Below are 20,441 nucleotides of genomic sequence, written 5' to 3' on the forward strand. Positions count from 1 at the left end.
GACGCGGGGGAGATGCTCAGCCGCGTACCGAGCGCGGGCCCGTGACGTCCGCGCCGAGTTCCGTCACCCGGCGGCGCAGCTCGCGGTCGGCCGTGACGACCAGACGGGGGCGCCCGCCGGCGCCGGCGACCAGTTCGACGATCCGGTCGTCCCCGCTGCCGGGCGCCGCCTCCACCCGTACGCCGGGCACCGCCTCCACCCCGCGGGCCGCGCCCTCGACGACGAGGACGATCTCCACGGTCCCGGAGTGCCCCGGCAGCCCGTCCACGGCCAGCCGGTCCCGCAGCCGCTCGGCGGCCCCCCGCCGATCCCGCCACCACCCGTCGGGCACCGACCCGACGACGTTCGCGCCGTCGACGATCACGAGCAACGCGGCGGTGTCGTCAGGGGAGCCGTCCATGGCTCCCAGGGTCGCACGGGCGGCCCCCGTCGCGCTCATCTCGCAGCGACGGCAGAGCGACCGGCAGAGCAACGGCAGAGGGCCCCCGCCGAGTGGCGGAGGCCCTCCGTACAAGCGGTTACGGCGGTTACGCCGGGACCGACGCCACGCCCGGCGCCAGGAACTTCTTGCCGTTCACGCGGTCGGAGACGCCCTCGCGGTCCAGGTACGGGGTGATGCCGCCCAGGTGGAAGGGCCAGCCGGCGCCCGTGATCAGGCACAGGTCGATGTCCTGGGCCTCGGCGACGACGCCCTCGTCGAGCATGAGCCCGATCTCCTGCGCCACCGCGTCCAGGACGCGCGCCCGCACCTGCTCCTCCGTCAGGGCGGTGTCGCCCTGCTTCAGCAGCGCGGCGACCTCGGGGTCCAGCTCCGGCTTGAAGCCGTTCTCGGCGGAGTAGACGTAGAAGCCGCGCTTGCCCGCCTTGACGACGGCCGCGAGGTTCGCGGAGACCGTGAAGCGGTCCGGGAACGCCCGGTGGAGGGTCTCCGAGACGTGCAGACCGATCGCCGGACCGACCAGCTCCAGCAGGACCAGCGGGGACATCGGCAGGCCCAGCGGCTCCACCGCCTTCTCCGCCACCTCGACCGAGGTGCCCTCGTCGATGACGTTCTGCACCTCGCCCATGAAGCGGGTCAGGACGCGGTTCACGACGAACGCCGGGGCGTCCTTCACCAGGACCGCGGTCTTCTTCAGCTTCTTGGCGACGGCGAACGCGGTGGCCAGCGACGCGTCGTCGGTCTGCTCGCCGCGGACGATCTCCAGCAGCGGCAGGATCGCGACCGGGTTGAAGAAGTGGAAGCCCACGACCCGCTCGGGGTTCTTCAGCTTCGACGCCATCTCGGTGATCGAGAGCGACGAGGTGTTGGTCGCGAGGATCGCGTGCGCCGGGGCGACCGCCTCGACCTCCGCGAACACCTGCTGCTTGACGCCGATCTCCTCGAACACGGCCTCGATGATGAAGTCCGCGTCCGCGAAGCCCTCGGCCTTGTCCAGGACACCGCTCACCAGGGCCGTCAGGCGGTTGGCCTTGTCCTGGTTGATCCGGCCCTTGCCCAGCAGCTTCTCGATCTCGGCGTGGACGTAGCCCACACCCTTGTCGACGCGCTCCTGGTCGATGTCCGTGAGGACGACCGGGACCTCCAGGCGGCGCAGGAAGAGCAGCGCGAGCTGCGAGGCCATCAGGCCCGCGCCCACGACGCCGACCTTGGTGACCGGGCGGGCCAGGTTCTTGTCCGGGGCGCCCGCCGGGCGCTTGCCGCGCTTCTGCACCAGGTTGAACGCGTAGATGCCGGAGCGCAGTTCGCCACCCATGATCAGGTCGGCGAGGGCGACGTCCTCGGCGTCGTAGCCCTGCTGCAGGTCGCCGTTCTTCGCGGCGGCGATGATGTCCAGCGCGCGGTACGCGGCCGGGGCCGCCCCGTGCACCTTGCCGTCCGCGACGGACCGGCCGCGCGCGACGGCCTGGTCCCAGGCGGCGCCGCGGTCGATCACCGGACGCTCGACCTCGACGTCGCCCTTGAGGACGTTCGCCGTCCAGATCAGCGACTGCTCCAGGAAGTCGACGCCCTCGAAGAGCGCGTCGGCGATCCCCAGGTCGAAGACCTGCTGGCCCTTGAGCTGCTTGTTCTGGTTGAGGCTGTTCTCGATGATCACCGAGACGGCCTTGTCGGCGCCGATCAGGTTCGGCAGCAGCGCGCAGCCGCCCCAGCCGGGGACCAGACCGAGGAAGACCTCGGGGAGGGAGAACGCGGGAATCGCCTTCGAGACGGTGCGGTACGCGCAGTGCAGACCGACCTCGACGCCGCCGCCCATCGCCGCGCCGTTGTAGTACGCGAAGGTCGGGACCGCGAGGCCCGACAGCCGCTTGAAGACCTCGTGGCCGCCCTTGCCGATGGCGAGCGCGTCGGCGTGCTCCTTGAGGAGCTCGACGCCCTTGAGGTCCGCGCCGACCGCGAAGATGAACGGCTTGCCGGTGACGCCGACACCGACGATCTCGCCGGCCTTGGCCTCCTTCTCGACCTGGTCGATCGCGACGTCGAGGTTCGCGAGGGACTGCGGCCCGAAGGTGGTCGGCTTGGTGTGGTCCAGCCCGTTGTCCAGCGTGATCAGGGCGAAGCGCCCCGCGCCGGACGGCAGGTCCAGGTGGCGTACGTGCGCCTGCGTGACGACCTCGCCGGGGAACAACTCGGCCGCGCGCTTCAGGAGTTCGGTGGTGCTCACTTGTCGCCTCCGTCGAAGTGCGGGTTCTCCCAGATGACCGTCGCGCCCATGCCGAAGCCGACGCACATGGTGGTCAGGCCGTAGCGGACGTTCGGCTGCTCCTCGAACTGGCGGGCCAGCTGCGTCATCAGCCGGACGCCGGAGGAGGCCAGCGGGTGGCCGAAGGCGATCGCGCCGCCGTACTGGTTGACGCGCTCGTCGTCGTCCGCGATGCCGTAGTGGTCGAGGAAGGCCAGGACCTGGACGGCGAACGCCTCGTTGACCTCGAAGAGACCGATGTCGGAGATGGACAGACCCGCCTGCGCGAGGGCCTTCTCCGTGGCCGGGATCGGGCCGTAGCCCATGACCTCCGGCTCGACGCCCGCGAAGGAGTACGCGACGAGGCGCATCTTCACCGGCAGGCCGTGCTCGCGCGCGAAGTCCTCGGACGCGATGAGGGAAGCGGTCGCACCGTCGTTCAGACCGGCCGCGTTACCGGCGGTGACCCGGCCGTGGACGCGGAACGGGGTCTTCAGCCCGGAGAGGTTCTCCAGGGTGGTGCCCGGACGCATCGGCTCGTCGGCGGTGACCAGGCCCCAGCCCGTCTCACCGGCCTCCGGGTTGGTGCGGCGGACCGAGATCGGCACCAGGTCGGCCTGGATCTTGCCGTTGGCGTACGCCTTGGCGGCCTTCTCCTGGGAGCGCACGGCGTACTCGTCGGCGCGCTGCTTGGTGATGTGCGGGTAGCGGTCGTGCAGGTTCTCCGCCGTCATGCCCATGAACAGGGCGGACTCGTCGACCAGCTTCTCGCTGACGAAGCGCGGGTTGGGGTCCACGCCCTCGCCCATCGGGTGGCGGCCCATGTGCTCGACACCGCCGGCGATGGCGATGTCGTACGCGCCGAAGGCGACGGAGCCGGCGACCGAGGTGACCGCGGTCAGGGCGCCCGCGCACATGCGGTCGATCGAGTAACCGGGCACCGAGGTCGGCAGACCCGCGAGGATGCCGGCGGTGCGGCCGATGGTCAGGCCCTGGTCGCCGATCTGCGTGGTCGCGGCGATGGCGACCTCGTCGATCTTCGCGGGGTCGAGACCGGGGTTGCGGCGCAGCAGCTCCCGGATCGCCTTCACGACGAGGTCGTCGGCCCGGGTCTCGTGGTAGATGCCCTTCGGGCCCGCCTTGCCGAACGGGGTACGGACGCCGTCTACGAAGACGACGTCCCTGACGGTACGAGGCACGATGGCTCTCCTCCAGGTGCGGGGTGGCACTGCTGCGACTCACAAGCGCTGAGCGCGCGCTCATAACCCATGCTACTTGTGGGTAACGTGGCTGCCCAGTCCGGGAGGGCCAAGCGGCGAAGGTCACACCCGGGAAACGTAAGCCATCCCGCCCGCAGTCCCGTTCGAGCTCACCCTCGGGGCGGTGCGGTCGACCCTCTCGGCGTCAGCACCGGCGTGGGCACGGGGTGCGATCCCGGACCCGCCCCCGTGATCACCCCGAACAGCGTCCGGGCCGCCTCCGCGCCGAATCCGTGCACGTCATGGCTCATCGCGGAGAGCGTCGGATGGGTGAGCCGGCACAACTGCGAGTCGTCCCAGGCGAGCAGCGAGACGTCCCCCGGCACGCCGAGTCCCATCTCGGCCGCCACCGCCAGCCCGGCCACCGCCATGATGTCGTTGTCGTAGACGATCGCCGTCGGCCGGTCCGGCGGAGCGGCGGTCAGCATCGACCGGGTCGCCCGCGCCCCCGCCTCCCCGGAGTAGTCCGTGGCGACCTGCCACGCCCCGGCCAGCCCCAGGCTCCGCGCCGCCGCGTCGAAGGCCGCCGTCCGGATCGTCGTGTGCCCGAGCGCCGCCGCGCCCCCGACCCGCGCGACCCGCCGGTGCCCGAGCGCCGCCAGATACCGCACCGCCTCCGTCACCGCCGTCGCGTCGTCGGTCCACACGGACGTCAGGTTCCCGGTCAGCGACGGATGCCCGACCGCGACCACCGGTATCCCGAGCCGCTCGGCCGCCGCCACCCGGGGATCGTCGGCCCGGAAGTCCACCAGGATCGACCCGCCGATCTGCCGGCCCCGCCACCACGACTCGTGCAGCCCGACCTCCTCCTCGACGCTGCGCACCAGCCGCAGCAGCAGCGAGCAGGAGTGCTCGGTCAGCACGCTCTCCACCCCGGAGACGAACTCCATGTAGAACGGCTCCAGGCCCAGCATCCGGGCCGGCCGGCAGATCGCGAGCCCCACCACGTCCACCCGGGAGCTGGACAGCGACCGGGCCGTGAGGTTCGGCTCCCAGCCCAGCTCCCGCGCCGCCGCGAAGATCCGGTCCCGGGTCGCCTCCGACAGCCCCGGCTTGCGGTTGAAGGCCAGCGACACGGCGCCCTTGGACACTCCGGCGCGCGCGGCGACGTCCTTGATGGTGACGCGAGGCGACGGGGACGCTGTCATCGAGCGGGCTCCTGGCAGTACAGCGCGGCCCGGGCGGCGGCGGCGTCCGGAGTCTCCCAGCCCACGACGTGGATGGTCACCCGCTCCCCGGGCAGCAACGTCACCAGCCCCCGGTCGGCGCGCGCCCCCGGATCCAGCCGGTCGGCCTGCAACAGCAGGTCCCGGACCAGGGTGCGGGCCGTGACCGTGACGGCCCCCGGCGCCACACTCACCTCGAACTCGGGCTGCGGATACGGGACTTCACGATCCGGCACCGGAAAGTGCACGGCCCGCAGCCTGTCCACGTCCGCCACGAGAAGCTCCTTCGCCCCGGCCGGCGCCAGCTCCACCGGCACCCGCACCTCACCCACCGCCCGCGCGCCGACGGCCAGTTCCACGCTCGCCGCGCCGACCACCTCCCCCGACACGGACACCCGCCGCAACGACACGGTCCCCGTCCACTGCTCGGCGGACTGGTTGACGGCCGCCAACACCAGCCCGTCGCCACGCACTTGGAGTGTGAGCAGCCGGTCCGCGTACAGCCGGCGCAGCTCGTGGTACAGCGGCTTCTCCCGCCCGTCCCCGTCGATCGCCGCCCAGGACGTCACCGGCCAGCAGTCGTTGAGCTGCCAGACGATCGTGCCCGCGCACACCGGCCAGTGCGACCGCCAGTGCTCGATCCCCGTCGCCACCGCCCGCGCCTGGTTGACCTGCGTGAGGTAGTGCCACCGGTCGAAGTCCCCCTCGGGCACGGCGAAGTGGCGGGCGAGCCCGCGCTCCAGCTTGCCGTTGCCGTCCTCCGCCTTCTGGTGGTGCAGCATGCCGGGGGAGTCCGCCGCGAGCTCCTCACCCGGCAGCGCCCGCCGCAGCGTCGCGTGCGCGGGCGGCGCCTGCCACCCGAACTCGGCGACGAACCGCGGCACTTCGCTCCGGTACTCCGCGTAGTCCTGCCGGTTCCACACCTCCCACGAGTGGTGCGTCCCGTGCGCCGGATCGTTCGGATGGTGCTCCCACGAACCCGACCACGGACTCCCCGCCGTGTACGGCCGCGTCGGATCCAACTCGCCCACCACACGCGGCAGTACGCCCAGGTAGTACCCCTCGCCCCAGGAGTCCCCGCCGAGCTGCTCCGCCCACCCCCAGTCCCGGAACCCCCACAGGTTCTCGTTGTTCCCGTTCCACAGCACGAGCGACGGATGCGGCATCAGCCGTACGACGTTCTCGCGGGCCTCCGCCTCCACCTCGCCGCGCAGCGGCTGCTCCTCCGGGTAGGCCGCGCACGCGAACGGAAAGTCCTGCCACACCAGCAGACCCAGCTCGTCGCAGGCGTCGTAGAAGTCCTCGCTCTCGTAGATCCCGCCGCCCCAGACCCGGACCAGGTCGACCCCGGCGCCGGCCGCCTGCCCGAGCCGCGTGCGGTAGCGCTCCCGGCTCACCCGGGACGGAAACACGTCGTCCGGGATCCAGTTGACCCCCCGCGCGAAGAGCCGCTCCCCGTTGACGACCAGGGTGAACCCGGTCCCGTGCGCATCGGCGGAGGTGTCCAGTTCGACGCTGCGGAAACCGACGCGCCGCCGCCAGACGTCGAGCGGCGCGCTCCCGTGATGCAACGTCAACTCGACGTCGTACAACGGCTGTTCGCCGTACCCGCGCGGCCACCACAGCTCCGCGTCCGGCACCTCCACCCGTACGACGCCGCTCGACCCCGTCACCTCGGCCCGCGCCCGCACGCCCCCCACCCGGGCCTCCAGGGTGAGCCCGGCCTCCACCCGGGTGCGCTCCACGTCCACCCGCAACTCGACGACCCCGACGCCCTGTTCGACGGTGACCAGCGGGCGCACCCGCGCCAGCCGGGCCGTCGACCAGCGCTCCACCCGCACCGGCCGCCAGATCCCGGCCGTCACCAGGGTCGGCCCCCAGTCCCAGCCGAACGAGCAGGCCATCTTGCGCACGTACTGGTACGGCTCGGCGTAGGCGGCCGGGCGGTCGCCGACCTTCCCGCGCACGGCCTCCGCCTCGGCGTAGGCCGAGACGAACCGGACGGCCAGCGGCCCGCCCAGCCCCGTCACGTCGAAGCGGTACGAGCGGTGCATGTTCCGCACCCGGCCCAGGAGTTGACCGCCCAGCGTGATCTCCGCGACCGTGTCGAGTCCGTCGAAGACCAGGTCGGTCTGCTCATGCCCGGACGCCGCGGCCGGCAGCTCCGTCTCGTACGTCCACTCGCGCCGCCCCACCCACGCGACCTCGGTCTCACCCGTGCCGAGGAACGGGTCCGGGATCACCCCGGCGGCGAGCAGATCGGTGTGCACACAGCCCGGCACCACGGCCGGGAGCGCCTTTCCCTCGTGCCGCAGTTGCCATCCGTCGTCGAGCGGTGAGGCCTCCAGCATGCGCACTCCCTAAACCGGTCAAGCCCATAACTGAGCGCCATTTATTCATCGTTGGCGGGAATGGGACTTTACCGGTTGAGGAAAGCGCTGTCAGAGTGCCGAATCAGCCAACCCGCTCGTGTCCGATCGACCCGCAGGTGCGCGTCCGTCCGAGAACGTCCCGAGAACGTCCGGAGAACGGAAGTGATGCACATGAACCGGCAGCTGAACCGGCACACGAACCGCCGTACAGTCCAGGTCCTCGCCACGGTCGCGGGAGCCGCCCTGCTGCTCCCGGGCTGCACCGGCACCGGAGCCAGCACGAAGGGCGCGGACGCCGAGGCGCCCGCCGACCCGGCGAAGGTCAGCGGCACCATCACGGTCCTCACCGTGCGGACCGACCTCGTGCAGGACGGCACGATGAAGAAGTACGCCGCCGAGTTCAACAAGACCTATCCCAAGGTCAAAGTGGAGTTCCAGGCCCTCACCAACTACGAGTCCGAGATCAAGATCCGGATGAACACGGACGACTACGGCGACGTCCTGCTGATCCCCGCTGTCATCAAGAAGGACGACTACCCGAAGTTCTTCGCCTCCCTCGGCACCGCCGCCGAACGCAGCAAGAAATACCGGTTCACCGAGTTCACCACCGTCGGCGGCAAGGTCTACGGCCAGAGCCCGGTCGGCGTGATGCCCGGCTTCGTCTACAACAAGCGGGTCTGGAAGGAGGCCGGGGTCACCCAATGGCCCACCACCCCGGCCGAGTTCCTCACCGACCTGAAGGCGATCAAGGCGAAGACCGACGCGGTCCCCTACTACACCAACTTCGCCGCGCAGTGGCCGCTGACCTCGTGGACGTACGTCGACGGCTCGGTCCACTGCGACCCGCAGGCCACCACGAAACTCGCCGCGGGCGACCCCTGGGCCGCGGGCTCCGACCTGCGCGTCGGGGACACGCTGCTGTACGACATCGTCAAGCAGGGTCTCGCCGAGAAGGACCCGACGACCAGCAACTGGGAGGAGTCCAAGCCCCGCACGGCCAAGGGCGAGATCGCCACCCAGTGGCTCGGCACCTGGGCGATCATCCAGTTCCAGGACGCCGCGAAGAAGGCCGGCGTGAACCCGGACGACATCGGCTTCATGCCGTTCCCCGCCCAGACGGACGGCGCGTACTGCGCGACCGTCGGCCCCGACTACAACCAGGCCGTCAACGTCCACTCCCCGCACAAGGAGGCGGCCCGCGCCTGGATCGACTGGTTCACCGACAAGTCCGGCTACGACAAGGACAACCTGGCGATCTCCCCGCTCAAGGACGCGGCGATGCCCGAGGTGCTGAAGCCGTACGAGACGGCGGGCGTCAGACTCATCGAGCTGGACGACGCGGCGGGTGCGAAGGTCAAGCTGATCGACGACGAGTCCGAGGTCGGCATCTACAAGCCCGAGTACCGCCAGGACCTGGTCGACCTCGCACGCGGCGCCAAGAAGGGCAGCCTGGACGACTTCCTCGGCGGCCTCACCAAGAAGTGGACCGGGGCGCAAGCGAACGTGGGCGACTGATGACACACACTCCCCTGCACGCCCGCCCCCGCACTCACCCGCACACCCCCGCCCGCGGCACCCCCGCCCGCAGCACCCACAAGGCCTGGCGGCTGCTGACCCCCTGGCTGTTCCTGCTCGCCCCGCTCGCCCTGCTGATCACCTTCACCTACGCGCCGATCGCCAACATGGTGGCCTACAGCTTCACCGACTGGGACGGCGTGAGCCCCGAGCTGCACTACACGGGCGCCGGGAACTACACGGAGATCTTCACCAGGGAGGACCTCTTCCAGGTCTTCTGGGTGAGCGGCTACTACCTGGCCGCCTCGGTGATCCAGATCGTCGCCGCGCTCTACTTCGCGACGATCCTGAGCTTCAACATCCGTTTCCGGAACTTCTTCAAGGGCGTGCTCTTCTTCCCGTCCCTGGTCAACGGCGTGGCGATCGGTTTCGTCTTCCTCTACTTCTTCCAGGACCGCGGCACCTTCGACACGGTCCTCGGCCTCTTCGGCTACCACACCGACCACGCCTGGCTGGGTACCCCCACCTCGGCGAACGTCTCCCTGGCCGGCGTCTCGATCTGGCGCTACCTCGGCATGAACTTCGTCCTGTTCCTCGGCGCGATCCAGTCCATCCCGGGGGAGCTGTACGAGGCGGCCGAACTGGACGGCGCCGGCCGCTGGCACCAGTTCCGCTACATCATCCTGCCCGGCATCAAGCCGGTGCTGACCCTGACGGTGATCCTGTCCGTCTCCGGCTCCCTCTCGGCCTTCGAGATCCCGTACATCATGACCGGCGGGGCGACCGGCACCGAGACCTTCGTGATCCAGACCGTGAAGCTGGCCTTCCAGTTCAACAAGACGGGGCTCGCCTCGGCGGCGGCCGTCGTGCTGCTGCTGATCATCCTGCTGGTCACCTGGGTGCAGCGACGCCTCGTCCCGGACGACAGGGTGGATCTTGTATGACACGCCGAGCCGTGGCCCGCGCCCTCGTGTACCTGTCGCTGATCGCCGCGACGCTGATCGTCCTGCTCCCGCTGGGCGTCGTCCTCCTGACGTCCCTGAAGACCGAGAACGAGACGGCGAACGGCGGCGGAGCGCTCACGCTCCCGCACGACCTGCTGAACTTCCACAACTACGTGACGGCGTTCCAGGACGGCGGCATGCTCAGGGCGTTCGGGAACACCGCCTTCATCCTCGTCGTCTCCGTCGGCGGAACGGTCCTGATCGGCTCGATGACCGCGTACGCGATCGACCGGTTCACCTTCCGCTTCCGGAAACTGGTGATCGCCCTGTTCCTGGTCGCCGCGCTGGTCCCCGGGGTGACCACCCAGGTGGCCACCTTCCAGATCGTCCACAGCCTCGGCATGTTCGACACCCGGTGGGCGCCGATCGCCCTCTACATGGGCACGGACATCGTCTCGATCTACATCTTCCTGCAGTTCGTGCGCTCGATCCCGATCTCCCTGGACGAGGCCGCCCGGCTCGACGGCGCCAACGCCTTCACGATCTACCGGAAGATCATCTTCCCGTTGCTGAAACCCGCGATCGCGACGGTCGTGATCGTGAAGGGGATCGCCGTCTACAACGACTTCTACATCCCGTTCCTCTACATGCCGTCACAAGATCTTGGCGTGATCTCGACGTCCCTGTTCCGCTTCAAGGGCCCCTACGCCGCCCACTGGGAAACGATCTCGGCAGGAGCGGTCCTGGTCATCCTGCCGACACTGATCGTCTTCCTGGCCCTCCAGAAATACATCTACAACGGCTTCATGAGAGGAGCGACGAGGTGAGGGTCCTTGAGAAACGGCAGACGACCCGCAGCCGCCGTACGACGGAAGGCCCTACGGCGGCTAGGCATCCTTCTCGGACAGCGCCGCGACCAACACGGGCGCGACCTGCTCCACCTGCCAGGCCCGCGCTCCGTACGCGACAAGCGCACCGGCAACGGCTTCCTGGTCGACCGCCGGAGGCTCCCAGCACACCCTGCGCACCGAGTCCGGAGCGATGAGGTTCTCCTGCGGCATGTTCAGCTCCTCGGCCAGCGCCGAGACGGCCGACCGCGCCGCACTGAGCCGCGCGGCCGCCGCCGGATCCTTGTCGGCCCAGGCCCGCGGCGGCGGAGGCCCCGTCACCTGCTGCCCCGGCTGCGGCAGTTGGGACTCGCTGAGCGCCTTCGCCCGGTCGACCGCCGCCTGCCACTGCTCGAGCTGCCGTCGTCCCGTCCGGTGCCCGAACCCGGTCAGCGCGGCCAGCGCCTGCACGTTCACCGGAAGGGCGAGCGCGGCCTCCACGATGGCCGCGTCCGACAGCACCTTGCCCGGCGACACGTCCCGCCGCTGCGCGATCTTGTCCCGGGTCTGCCACAGCTCCCGCACGACGCCCAACTGCCGCCGCCGGCGCACCTTGTGCATGCCGGACGTGCGGCGCCAGGGGTCCTTGCGGGGCTCGGGCGGCGGGGCGGACGCGATCGCGTCGAACTCCTGGTGGGCCCACTCCAGCTTGCCCTGCCGGTCCAGCTCCTTCTCCAGCGCGTCGCGCAGGTCGACCAGGAGCTCGACGTCGAGGGCCGCGTACCGCAGCCACGGCTCGGGCAGCGGCCTCGTCGACCAGTCGACCGCGGAGTGGCCCTTCTCGAGGACGAAGCCCAGCACGCCTTCGACCATCGCGCCGAGGCCGACCCGCGGGAATCCGGCGAGCCGTCCGGCCAGCTCGGTGTCGAACAGCCGCGTCGGCACCATGCCTATCTCGCGCAGACACGGCAGATCCTGGGTGGCCGCGTGCAGCACCCACTCGACGTCGGAGAGGGCCTCGCCGAGCGCGGAGAGGTCGGGGCAGGCCACGGGGTCGATCAACGCGCTGCCGGCGCCCTCGCGACGTAGCTGCACCAGATAGGCGCGCTGTCCGTAGCGGTAACCGGAGGCCCGCTCGGCGTCGACGGCGACGGGACCGGAGCCGGCGGCGAAGGCGGCGATCACCTCGGCGAGCGTCGTTTCGTCGACGATCACGGGAGGAATGCCCTCGCGCGGTTCCAGCAGAGGTGTCGGCGCCCCGGAAGCAGTGGATCCGCCATCGTCCGGAGGGGCGCCTCCGGTGGTTCGCAGTGAGCTGGCTGCTGCGGTTTCTTGGGCGTCGGTCACCTGTCAAGGGTATCTGTGTATGGACGGCGCCCGCCGACGGAACGTTCCGTCGACGGGCGTCAGAGGGTCGTAAACCAGTCAGCTCGGTGAAGTCGGGGTGAAGGAGGGGGGAAGGAGGGGGCGGGGGAGCGCGGAAGGGAGCGCGGGAGAGAGTGCGGGGGAGGGCGGGTCAGTGGATGATGCCGGTCCGCAGGGCCACCGCGACCATGCCGGCGCGGTCGCCCGTGCCGAGCTTGCGGGCGATGCGGGCGAGGTGGCTCTTGACGGTCAGCGCCGACAGGCCCATCGAGACGCCGATGGCCTTGTTGGACTGGCCCTCCGCGACCAGTCGCAGCACCTCGACCTCACGGCCGGAGAGCTCGCGGTAGCCGCCCGGGTGGCTCGGGGCGCCCGGGGGGCGGCGGTGCAGACGGGCGGCCGAGCCGATGGGCGCGCCGCCGGGCCGGTTGGGGAGCCCGAGGTTGGTGCGGGTGCCGGTGACGACGTAGCCCTTGACGCCGCCCGCGAGGGCGTTGCGCACGGCGCCGATGTCGTCGGCGGCGGAGAGGGCGAGCCCGTTGGGCCAGCCCGCGGCGCGGGTCTCCGACAGCAGGGTGAGGCCGGAGCCGTCGGGCAGGTGGACGTCGGCGACGCAGATGTCGCGGGGGTTGCCGATGCGGGGACGAGCCTCCGCGATGGACGAGGCCTCGATGACGTCGCGCACACCGAGCGCCCACAGGTGACGGGTGACGGTGGAGCGGACGCGCGGGTCGGCCACGACCACCATGGCGGTGGGCTTGTTCGGGCGGTAGGCGACCAGGCTTGCGGGCTGCTCGAGGAGAACGGACACCAGGCCTCCTGGGTGGGGGACGGGAGCCGGCTCGTGGGGCTCGTGGGGATGAAGCCGGGACGAACCGTGCTTTCAAGGTCACAGTCGTCTTCGGCAGCGAACCCGGGGTCCTTTAGAGAATGATCACGATCTAGTGAGTAACAATCTGTGCAATTCGGACACGCGATCGATCATCCGAAGATCGAGTCGGTTTTAAGTGGGTGTCTTACGGGACCGAAAATGGCCGTATCGACAAAGAGATGGGCAGAGAGACGGTCAACGTGACTGCGGCCCCCTGCGCTGTGGCAGCGTCACCACCGACGCGTCCCCCGGACCGGCCGGCGGCAGTCCCGCCACCTGCGCCAGCAGATCGCACCAGGACGCCAGGTGCGCCCCCGCGTCCGGCACCCCGCCCAGGCCCTCGCGCGGCGTCCACGAGGCCCGGATCTCGATCTGCGAGTTCGCCGGGCGCTCCGCGAGCCCGCCGAAGTAGTGCGAACTCGCGCGCGTGACGGTCCCGCTCGCCTCGCCGTACGTCAGCCCGCGCGCCTGGAGCGCGCCCGTCAGCCACGACCAGCACACGTCCGGCAGCAGCGGGTCGGCGGCCATCTCCGGCTCCAGTTCGGCCCGCACGAGGGTCACCAGCCGGAACGTTCCGCGCCAGGCGTCGTGCCCGGCCGGATCGTGCAGCAGCACCAGCCGTCCGTCGGCCAGATCCTGCTCGTCGTCCACGACCGTCGCCTCCAGTGCGTACGCGAACGGGGCGAGCCGTTTGGGGGCCGGTGTCGGCTCGACCTCGATCTGCGGCCGCAGCCGTGTCGCCCGCAACGCGTCGACGGCGGCCCGGAAGGGCAACGGAGCCGACGCACTCCCATCCCGGTCCCCCTCGTTCGCGTCATCCATCCCGCCAGCGCCGTCCGACAGTCGTCCCTGAGCCGCAGCCATGCGGGGAAGATTAAGGGGAACGGGGCCTTCGCGCAGGGCAAGACACCCGCGCGGGGCTCGCGAACGGGTGCGCGCTGGGCGAACAGGCGCACGGACCGCGCACACCCGAGAGGTGCTACAGGTACCGCAGGGGGCGGACCCGGCGTCTCGAGGGCCGTGCGAGACTTGCCGTCGTGAGCGCGAACGAGAGCCCCGCGGGCCGGCAGCCGACAGCGACGTACGACAGTGCCTTCCTGAAGGCGTGCAGGCGCGAGCCCGTGCCGCACACGCCCGTGTGGTTCATGCGGCAGGCCGGGCGCTCGCTGCCCGAGTACCTCAAGGTGCGCGAGGGCATCCCCATGCTGGAGTCCTGCACGCGGCCCGAGCTGGTCACCGAGATCACCCTCCAGCCGGTGCGCAGGCACAACGTGGACGCGGCGGTCTACTACAGCGACATCGTCGTCCCCCTCAAGGCCATCGGCATCGATCTCGACATCAAGCCCGGCGTCGGCCCGGTCGTCGAGAAGCCGATCCGCACCCGCGCCGACCTGGCCCAGCTCCGCGACCTCACCCCCGAGGACGTCTCCTACGTCACGGAGGCCATCGGCCTGCTGACCGCCGAGCTCGGCTCCACCCCCCTCATCGGCTTCGCCGGCGCTCCGTTCACCCTCGCGAGCTACCTCATCGAGGGCGGCCCGTCCCGCACGTACGAGAACGCGAAGGCGATCATGTACGGCGACCCCGAGCTGTGGGCCGACATCCTCGACCGTCTCGCCGACATCACGGCCGCCTTCCTCAAGGTCCAGATCGAGGCGGGCGCCAGCGCCGTCCAGCTCTTCGACTCGTGGGCCGGCGCGCTCGCCCCGGTGGACTACCGCCGCTCGGTGCTCCCCGCCTCCGCGAAGGTCTTCAAGGCCGTCGAGGGCTACGGCGTCCCGCGCATCCACTTCGGCGTCGGCACCGGCGAGCTGCTCGGCCTGATGGGCGAGGCCGGCGCGGATGTCGTAGGCGTCGACTGGCGCGTCCCGCTCGACGAGGCCGCCCGCCGCGTCGGCCCCGGCAAGGCGCTCCAGGGCAACCTCGACTCGACGGTCCTGTTCGCCCCCACGGAGGCCGTCGAGGCGAAGACCCGCGAGGTCCTCGACTCGGCGAAGGGCCTGGAGGGGCACATCTTCAACCTCGGGCACGGTGTCATGCCGTCCACCGACCCGGACGCGCTCACCCGCCTCGTCGAGTACGTCCACACGCAGACGGCCCGATAGGAGCGCTCACCACGTGTGCCGGGGCCGGGCCCGTCTGCCGAACAGCAGGCCGCGCGGTTCCGGCGGCGGGGGTGTGCCCGGCTTGAGCGGCCAGGCCAGCAGCATGCCCACGAGGAAACCGGCGACATGCGCCGCGTACGCCACGGTGCCCGCGTCGGAGACGCCCTCGCCGGACGAGTACACGGCCTGGAGCCCGAACCAGAAGCCCAGCACCAGCCAGGCCGGCAGGCGCAGCGGCAGGAACACCAGGAACGGGACGAGCACCCACACCCTGGCCTTCGGATACAGCACCAGATAGGCGCCCAGCACCCCCGCGATCGCCCCCGACGCGCCGATCAGCGGGTCGGTCGAGCCGGCGTTGAGCAGGGCGAAGCCGTACGACGCCGCGTAGCCGCAGACGACGTAGAAGAGCGCGAAGCGGACGTGGCCCATCCGGTCCTCGATGTTGTTTCCGAAGATCAGCAGAAACAGCATGTTGCCTAGCAGGTGCAGCCAGCCGCCGTGCAGGAACATCGCGGTCAGGACGCTCAGCGCCGGCGACTTGTCGTAGCCCGGCGGCCCGAGTTGGCAGGTCGCGCCGCGCACCTCGCCGGTGGGGACGAGCTGCGGCAGCTGATGGTGGATCAACTCGCGCGGTACGGCCGCGAAGTGCTCCAGGAAGGCGTGCAGATGGCAGCTCTGCGCGAGGTTGCTGTCACCCGCCACGGAGCCGGACAGGCCCGGCATGAACCAGAACACGAAGACGTTCACCGCGATCAGCGCGTACGTCACCACGGGGGTGCGGCGCACGGGGTTCACGTCATGGACGGGGATGACCACAAGAAATTACTGCCCCCGATCCGTTCGGCGAATCGGTGAACGCGTCTCTCCACGAGCGCGTATGAACCGGCAACATCTCGCGGCACGAAGGAAGGCGGGCCGCGGGGACGACGTGAGGAACAGGCGATGAACGACCGAGTTACTCCCCCCATGCACGCCACGCCCGACGGCGAGGCGGAGATCTCCCTGGTGATCCGGCTGCCCTGGGAGGACGTGGCAAGGCTCGGCCAGGAGGCCGGGCGGCTCGCTTCGCAGATGCAGCGGCCGGTGACGCTGGACGAGGCCGTCAGCAACCGGCTGCGCACGCGGCCGGCCGCCGCGGCGCACGCGAAGCCGATGGAACAGCACGCGGCGCCGGCCGCGGTCTCCGCTCTGCCGCGGCTGAGTGGGACTGCCTAGGAACGTCGCGAGGTGCGGCCGCGTGGGGGCTGGTCGCGCCCACGCGGCGGAGCCGCGAAACGAACACAGCCCCGCGCTCCTTCAGGGAAGTCGCCCTGACGCCCACCTACAAGCTCCGGATCTTTGTTGATGCTTTTCTTGCCGCCACCAGCACCGGGTCCCACACCGGACTGAACGGCGGGGCGTAGCCCAGGTCCAGGGCGGTCATCTGTTCCACCGTCATGCCGGCCGTCAGGGCCACTGCCGCGATGTCCACGCGTTTGCCCGCGCCCTCCCTCCCGACGATCTGGACGCCCAGCAGACGGCCCGTCCGTCGCTCGGCGAGCATCTTGACCGTCATGGGGGAGGCGCCGGGGTAGTAGCCGGCGCGGTTGGTGGACTCGACGGTGACCGTTTCGAACTGGAGACCGACCCTGCGCGCGTCCTTCTCGCGCAGACCCGTGCGGGCGATCTCCAGGTCGCACACCTTGCTCACGGCGGTCCCGACGACGCCCGGGAAGGTCGCGTACCCGCCGCCGGCGTTGGCGCCGATGACCTGGCCGTGCTTGTTGGCGTGGGTGCCGAGGGCGATGTGGCGTTCCTGGCCCGAGACCAGGTCGAGGACCTCCACGCAGTCGCCGCCCGCCCAGATCTCCTCATGGCCGCGCACCCGCATCGCCCGGTCCGTGAGCAGCCCGCCGTGCGCGCCCAGAGGCAGACCGGCGGCCTTCGCGAGCGCGGTCTCCGGGCGGACGCCGATGCCGAGGACCACCACGTCCGCCGGGTACTCCGCGTCCTTCGTGACCACCGCCCGTACCCGGCCGTCCTGGCCGGCGAGCAGCGCGGTGACCTCGGCGTCGTTCACCATGGTGATGCCCAGGCCCTCCATGGCCCCGTGCACCAGCCGGCCCATGTCCGGGTCGAGGGTCGACATCGGCTCGCTCCCCCGGTTGACGACGGTCACCTCATACCCGCGGTTGATGAGCGCCTCGGCCATTTCCACGCCGATGTAGCCGGCCCCCACGACGACGGCCCGCCTCCCACGCGCGCGTGCCAGCGTGTCGAGCAGCGCCTGCCCGTCGTCCAGCGTCTGCACCCCGTGCACGCCCTCGGCGTCCATCCCCGGCAGGTCCGGCCGGATCGGGCGGGCCCCGGTCGCGATGACGAGCTTGTCGTACGACGTCCAGGACTCCGCCCCGGAATCCACGTCACGCGCGCGTACCCGCCGTCCCGCCACGTCGATCTCCGTGACCTCGGTGCGCAGCCGCAGGTCGATCCCCCGCGCGCGGTGCTCCTCGGGCGTACGGGCGATCAGATCGTCCCGCTCGGTGACGTCGCCGCCCACCCAGTACGGGATCCCGCACGCCGAGTACGAGGTGAAGTGGCCGCGTTCGAAGGCGACGATCTCCAGTTCCCCGGGCCCCTTCAGACGGCGGGCCTGGGACGCCGCGGACATGCCCGCGGCGTCACCGCCGATCACGACCAGTCGCTCGATGCTCATATGAACACGCTACGGGGGACCCGCAGTTCAGTCCTGTTCAGGCGCGCTCGCCCCCGCCCCGCTCACCTGTGCCGCCCGCTGCCGCTGCCGCCGCGGCCGTACCAGCCGCAGCCACGCCAGCAGGAGCAGGACGGCCACCGCGAGGAACGGCAGCACCGCGCCGAACGCGACGGTGATCCAGCGGAGCATCGTCACGAACGCGTCCCAGCCGCCCGCCAGCGCGTCGGTGAACCCCGGGTCGTCGTCCTTCTCGGCGGCCGGGGCGACCGGCTTCTGAGACAGGGTCAGGGTGACGGTCGCCAGGCTCGTGCGGTCCTTCAGGGACGACTGCTGCGCGAGCAGCGCCTCCAGATCGGCTTCCCGGCTGCTCAACTCGCCCTCCAGGGTGACCACGTCGCTCAGCTTGGTGGCCCGGTCCATCAGATCGCGGACCCGGGCGACGCTGGCGCGCTGCGAGGCGATACGGCTCTCGACGTCGACGACCTGGTCGGTGACGTCCTGCGCCTTCGCCGTGCGCTCCAGGAGCTTGCCCGCGCCCTGGAGGGCGGCGAGGACGTCGTCGTACTTCTCGACGGGCACCCGCAGCACCACCCGGCTCCGCTCGGCGCCGTCCTCGTCCCGGTCGGTCGTCTCGTCGCCGACGTAGCCGCCCGCGTTCTCGGTGGTCGCACGGGCCTCGTCCAGGGCTTTCGGCACGTCCTTGACCTGCACGGTCAGGGAGGCCGTGCGGATGATGCGGGCGGTGTTCAGCTTCGGTGCGGCGGTGGCCTTCGAGCCGCTCGCGCCCGCGCCCTCCTTCGCGTCCTGGGCGGCGCCGGGCTCTCCGACGGCGGCCTTGTCGCCCGTGCTGCTCGCGCCCATGTCGTCCGCGCCGCTGCATCCGGTGAGCGCGAGGGCCGCGGCCAGCAGGAGCCCGGCCAGGGCGTGGCCGGGCCGGGCGGAACGTCGTACGTCGTGTCGTGCGTCGTGGCGTGCGGATCGTCGTGTGCGCATGCGGGTGTCCCCCCGGGGTTGTGACGACTGACGCTTCTTCGACGCCCGGGCGGGCCGGGACGTTGGCGGGGATCGGTTCCGAACAGGTCACGGTCGGGACGCGGGGAGGACACCGGGGCGCGGCGGGAGCGGCGGCGGGAGTGCCGGTGGGTCTGTCAGTGGGGTCTGAGAGAGTGGGAGGCATGAGCACAACGGGTACGGGCACGGGGCGGCACGTCGTCGTCATCGGAGCCGGAATCGCCGGGCTGGCCGCCGCCCACCGGCTGTTGCGGCGCGGCGCGCGGGTGACCGTGCTGGAGGCGTCCGAGCGGGTGGGCGGCAAACTGCTGCCCGGTGAGATCGCGGGCGTGCGGGTGGACTTCGGCGCCGAGTCGATGCTCGCCCGCCGGCCCGAGGCGATCGCCCTCGCGCGCGAGGTGGGCCTCACCGACCGCCTCCGGTCGCCGGCCACCGCCACGGCCTCGATCTGGACCCGCGGCGCCCTGCGCCCCATGCCCAAGGGCCACGTCATGGGCGTCCCCGGCACCGCCGCCGCCCTCTCCGGCGTCCTGTCCGACGAGGGCCTGGCCCGTATCGACCGCGACGCCGACCTGCCCCGCACCGAGGTCGGGGAGGACGTGGCGGTCGGGGAGTACGTGGCCGCCCGTCTGGGCCGCGAGGTCGTCGACCGCCTCATCGAACCGCTGCTGGGCGGGGTGTACGCCGGTGACGCCTACCGGATCTCGATGCGCTCGGCCGTCCCGCAGCTCTTCCAGGCGGTGCGCACGCACACGTCGTTGACGGAGGCCGTCCGCGAGATCCAGGCCAAGGCGGCGGCCAACCAGCAGACCGGGCCGGTGTTCATGGGCATCGAGGGCGGCGTGGGCTCCCTCCCGCGCGCGGTCGCCGCGTCCGTCGAGGCGCGCGGCGGAGAGATCCACACGCGCGTGCCCGTGACCGGACTGCGCCGGGAGCCCGCGGGCGGCTGGCAGGTCACCGCGGGGGAGCGGGTGCTGCACGCCGACGCCGTGATCGTCGCCGTCCCCGCGCCGGCCGCCGCCGCACTGCTGGCCGCCGAGTCCCCCGGGGCCGCCGCCGGACTGCGCGCGGTGGAGTACGCCTCCATGGCCCTGATCACCCTCGCCTACCGGCGCGCGGACACCGCCCTGCCCGACGGCAGCGGCTTCCTCGTCCCGCCCGTCGACGGACGCACCATCAAGGCGTCCACGTTCGCCTCCCAGAAGTGGGGCTGGATCGCCGACGAGGACCCGGACACGGTCGTGCTGCGCACCTCCGTCGGGCGCTACGGCGAGACGGAGATCCTCCAGAGGGACGACGCCGCACTCGTCGACGTCTCCCGGCACGACCTGCGCGAGGCCACCGGCCTGGACGCGTCACCCGTCGAAACCCGCGTCACCCGTTGGACGGACGGCCTGCCGCAGTACCCGGTCGGCCACCACGCGCGCGTGGCCCGCATCCGCGAGGACGTCGCCAAGCTCCCGGGCCTCGCCGTGTGCGGCGCGCCGTACGACGGCGTCGGCATCCCGGCCTGCATCGCGAGCGCGTACGCCGCGGTGGACCGGCTCGGCGGCGACCTGGACGCCGTCCGGGAGCTCACGGCCAACCCGGTGCAGAGTCTGCACGGCGGAGCGGGAGAATGAGCACC

17 protein-coding genes are annotated in these 20,441 nt (G+C 71.3%); 6 read left to right on the forward strand and 11 right to left on the reverse strand.

What is annotated here, in order from left to right; genetic code table 11:
• Positions 1–16: 16 nt before the first annotated feature.
• From OG352_RS32485 to OG352_RS32505, 5 genes are all read right to left on the reverse strand, one after another.
• Complete coding sequence (locus tag OG352_RS32485) at positions 17–400, reverse strand: NTP pyrophosphohydrolase (protein WP_329221842.1); 384 nt, start codon at positions 398–400, stop codon at positions 17–19.
• A gap of 127 nt (positions 401–527) precedes the next feature.
• Positions 528–2,663, reverse strand: coding sequence for a 3-hydroxyacyl-CoA dehydrogenase NAD-binding domain-containing protein (locus tag OG352_RS32490; protein ID WP_329221843.1), 2,136 nt, complete (start codon positions 2,661–2,663; stop codon positions 528–530).
• Positions 2,660–3,880 carry a thiolase family protein gene (locus OG352_RS32495; RefSeq protein WP_329221845.1) on the reverse strand — a complete coding sequence of 407 codons (1,221 nt, stop codon included), beginning with the start codon at positions 3,878–3,880 and terminating at the stop codon, positions 2,660–2,662. Before OG352_RS32495 ends, OG352_RS32490 begins: the two co-directional genes overlap by 4 nt.
• Before the next feature lie 170 nt (positions 3,881–4,050).
• Positions 4,051–5,088 carry a LacI family DNA-binding transcriptional regulator gene (locus tag OG352_RS32500; RefSeq protein WP_329221846.1) on the reverse strand — a complete coding sequence of 346 codons (1,038 nt, stop codon included), beginning with the start codon at positions 5,086–5,088 and terminating at the stop codon, positions 4,051–4,053.
• The gene (locus tag OG352_RS32505) at positions 5,085–7,457 is read right to left on the reverse strand and encodes a glycoside hydrolase family 2 protein (RefSeq protein WP_329221847.1); all 2,373 of its coding nucleotides are present in this window, start codon (positions 7,455–7,457) and stop codon (positions 5,085–5,087) included. The genes OG352_RS32500 and OG352_RS32505 overlap by 4 nt, the downstream gene beginning before the upstream one ends.
• A 192-nt stretch (positions 7,458–7,649) precedes the next feature.
• Here OG352_RS32505 and OG352_RS32510 point away from each other — a divergent pair, with 192 nt between their 5' ends.
• From OG352_RS32510 to OG352_RS32520, 3 genes are read left to right on the forward strand one after another with little or no spacing between them, the layout of a single operon-like run.
• Positions 7,650–8,993: an extracellular solute-binding protein gene (locus OG352_RS32510; RefSeq protein WP_443072407.1), complete on the forward strand. Its 1,344-nt coding sequence runs from the start codon at positions 7,650–7,652 to the stop codon at positions 8,991–8,993.
• On the forward strand, positions 8,993–9,937 hold the full coding sequence (locus OG352_RS32515) for a carbohydrate ABC transporter permease (protein WP_329221848.1): 945 nt from the start codon (positions 8,993–8,995) through the stop codon (positions 9,935–9,937). The genes OG352_RS32510 and OG352_RS32515 overlap by 1 nt, the downstream gene beginning before the upstream one ends.
• Positions 9,934–10,764, forward strand: coding sequence for a carbohydrate ABC transporter permease (locus tag OG352_RS32520; RefSeq protein ID WP_329221849.1), 831 nt, complete (start codon positions 9,934–9,936; stop codon positions 10,762–10,764). Before OG352_RS32515 ends, OG352_RS32520 begins: the two co-directional genes overlap by 4 nt.
• Before the next feature lie 60 nt (positions 10,765–10,824).
• Here the strand turns inward: OG352_RS32520 and OG352_RS32525 are convergent, their stop codons facing one another.
• The 3 genes from OG352_RS32525 to OG352_RS32535 all read right to left on the reverse strand — a co-directional run bounded on the left by OG352_RS32525 (position 10,825) and on the right by OG352_RS32535 (position 13,822).
• The gene (locus tag OG352_RS32525; protein WP_329221850.1) at positions 10,825–12,111 is read right to left on the reverse strand and encodes a ribonuclease D; all 1,287 of its coding nucleotides are present in this window, start codon (positions 12,109–12,111) and stop codon (positions 10,825–10,827) included.
• Between the two features lie 169 nt (positions 12,112–12,280).
• Positions 12,281–12,940, reverse strand: a complete 660-nt coding sequence (locus OG352_RS32530) for a helix-turn-helix transcriptional regulator (protein WP_093776155.1) — start codon at positions 12,938–12,940, stop codon at positions 12,281–12,283.
• 255 nt (positions 12,941–13,195) lie between these two features.
• The gene (locus OG352_RS32535; RefSeq protein WP_443072514.1) at positions 13,196–13,822 is read right to left on the reverse strand and encodes a DUF3000 domain-containing protein; all 627 of its coding nucleotides are present in this window, start codon (positions 13,820–13,822) and stop codon (positions 13,196–13,198) included.
• Positions 13,823–14,037: 215 nt separating this feature from the next.
• Here OG352_RS32535 and hemE point away from each other — a divergent pair, with 215 nt between their 5' ends.
• On the forward strand, positions 14,038–15,105 hold the full coding sequence (gene hemE, locus OG352_RS32540) for a uroporphyrinogen decarboxylase (protein ID WP_329221854.1): 1,068 nt from the start codon (positions 14,038–14,040) through the stop codon (positions 15,103–15,105).
• Positions 15,106–15,111: 6 nt separating this feature from the next.
• Here the strand turns inward: hemE and OG352_RS32545 are convergent, their stop codons facing one another.
• Positions 15,112–15,924, reverse strand: coding sequence for a rhomboid family intramembrane serine protease (locus OG352_RS32545; protein ID WP_329221856.1), 813 nt, complete (start codon positions 15,922–15,924; stop codon positions 15,112–15,114).
• A 126-nt stretch (positions 15,925–16,050) separates the two neighbouring features.
• On the opposite strand from OG352_RS32545, the gene OG352_RS32550 reads away from it, so the two are divergent.
• A complete protein-coding gene (locus tag OG352_RS32550; RefSeq protein WP_329221858.1) occupies positions 16,051–16,323 on the forward strand; it encodes a hypothetical protein in 273 nt (90 codons plus the stop codon).
• Positions 16,324–16,429: 106 nt separating this feature from the next.
• Here the strand turns inward: OG352_RS32550 and OG352_RS32555 are convergent, their stop codons facing one another.
• Both OG352_RS32555 and OG352_RS32560 read right to left on the reverse strand, forming a co-directional pair.
• Positions 16,430–17,803, reverse strand: a complete 1,374-nt coding sequence (locus OG352_RS32555; RefSeq protein ID WP_329221860.1) for an FAD-dependent oxidoreductase — start codon at positions 17,801–17,803, stop codon at positions 16,430–16,432.
• Between the two features lie 27 nt (positions 17,804–17,830).
• Positions 17,831–18,796, reverse strand: a complete 966-nt coding sequence (locus OG352_RS32560) for a DUF4349 domain-containing protein (RefSeq protein WP_329221861.1) — start codon at positions 18,794–18,796, stop codon at positions 17,831–17,833.
• A gap of 182 nt (positions 18,797–18,978) precedes the next feature.
• Between OG352_RS32560 and hemG the strand changes: the two genes are divergently transcribed.
• Entirely contained in the window at positions 18,979–20,436 is a 1,458-nt protein-coding gene (gene hemG / locus OG352_RS32565; protein WP_329221862.1) for a protoporphyrinogen oxidase, read from the forward strand.
• The last annotated feature ends 5 nt before the right edge of the window (positions 20,437–20,441 follow it).

It is taken from the genome of Streptomyces sp. NBC_01485, assembly GCF_036227125.1.
Taxonomy (GTDB): domain Bacteria; phylum Actinomycetota; class Actinomycetes; order Streptomycetales; family Streptomycetaceae; genus Streptomyces.

Coding starts and splice junctions, on each gene's coding strand:
- OG352_RS32510 (WP_443072407.1), top strand. CDS start 7,650: ATGAACCGGCAGCTGAACCGGCACACGAACCGCCGTACAGTCCAGGTC.
- OG352_RS32560 (WP_329221861.1), bottom strand. CDS start 18,796: ATGCGCACACGACGATCCGCACGCCACGACGCACGACACGACGTACGA.
- OG352_RS32555 (WP_329221860.1), bottom strand. CDS start 17,803: ATGAGCATCGAGCGACTGGTCGTGATCGGCGGTGACGCCGCGGGCATG.
- OG352_RS32485 (WP_329221842.1), bottom strand. CDS start 400: ATGGACGGCTCCCCTGACGACACCGCCGCGTTGCTCGTGATCGTCGAC.
- OG352_RS32535 (WP_443072514.1), bottom strand. CDS start 13,822: ATGGATGACGCGAACGAGGGGGACCGGGATGGGAGTGCGTCGGCTCCG.
- OG352_RS32520 (WP_329221849.1), top strand. CDS start 9,934: ATGACACGCCGAGCCGTGGCCCGCGCCCTCGTGTACCTGTCGCTGATC.
- OG352_RS32550 (WP_329221858.1), top strand. CDS start 16,051: ATGAACGACCGAGTTACTCCCCCCATGCACGCCACGCCCGACGGCGAG.
- OG352_RS32505 (WP_329221847.1), bottom strand. CDS start 7,457: ATGCTGGAGGCCTCACCGCTCGACGACGGATGGCAACTGCGGCACGAG.
- hemG (WP_329221862.1), top strand. CDS start 18,979: ATGAGCACAACGGGTACGGGCACGGGGCGGCACGTCGTCGTCATCGGA.
- OG352_RS32500 (WP_329221846.1), bottom strand. CDS start 5,088: ATGACAGCGTCCCCGTCGCCTCGCGTCACCATCAAGGACGTCGCCGCG.
- OG352_RS32515 (WP_329221848.1), top strand. CDS start 8,993: ATGACACACACTCCCCTGCACGCCCGCCCCCGCACTCACCCGCACACC.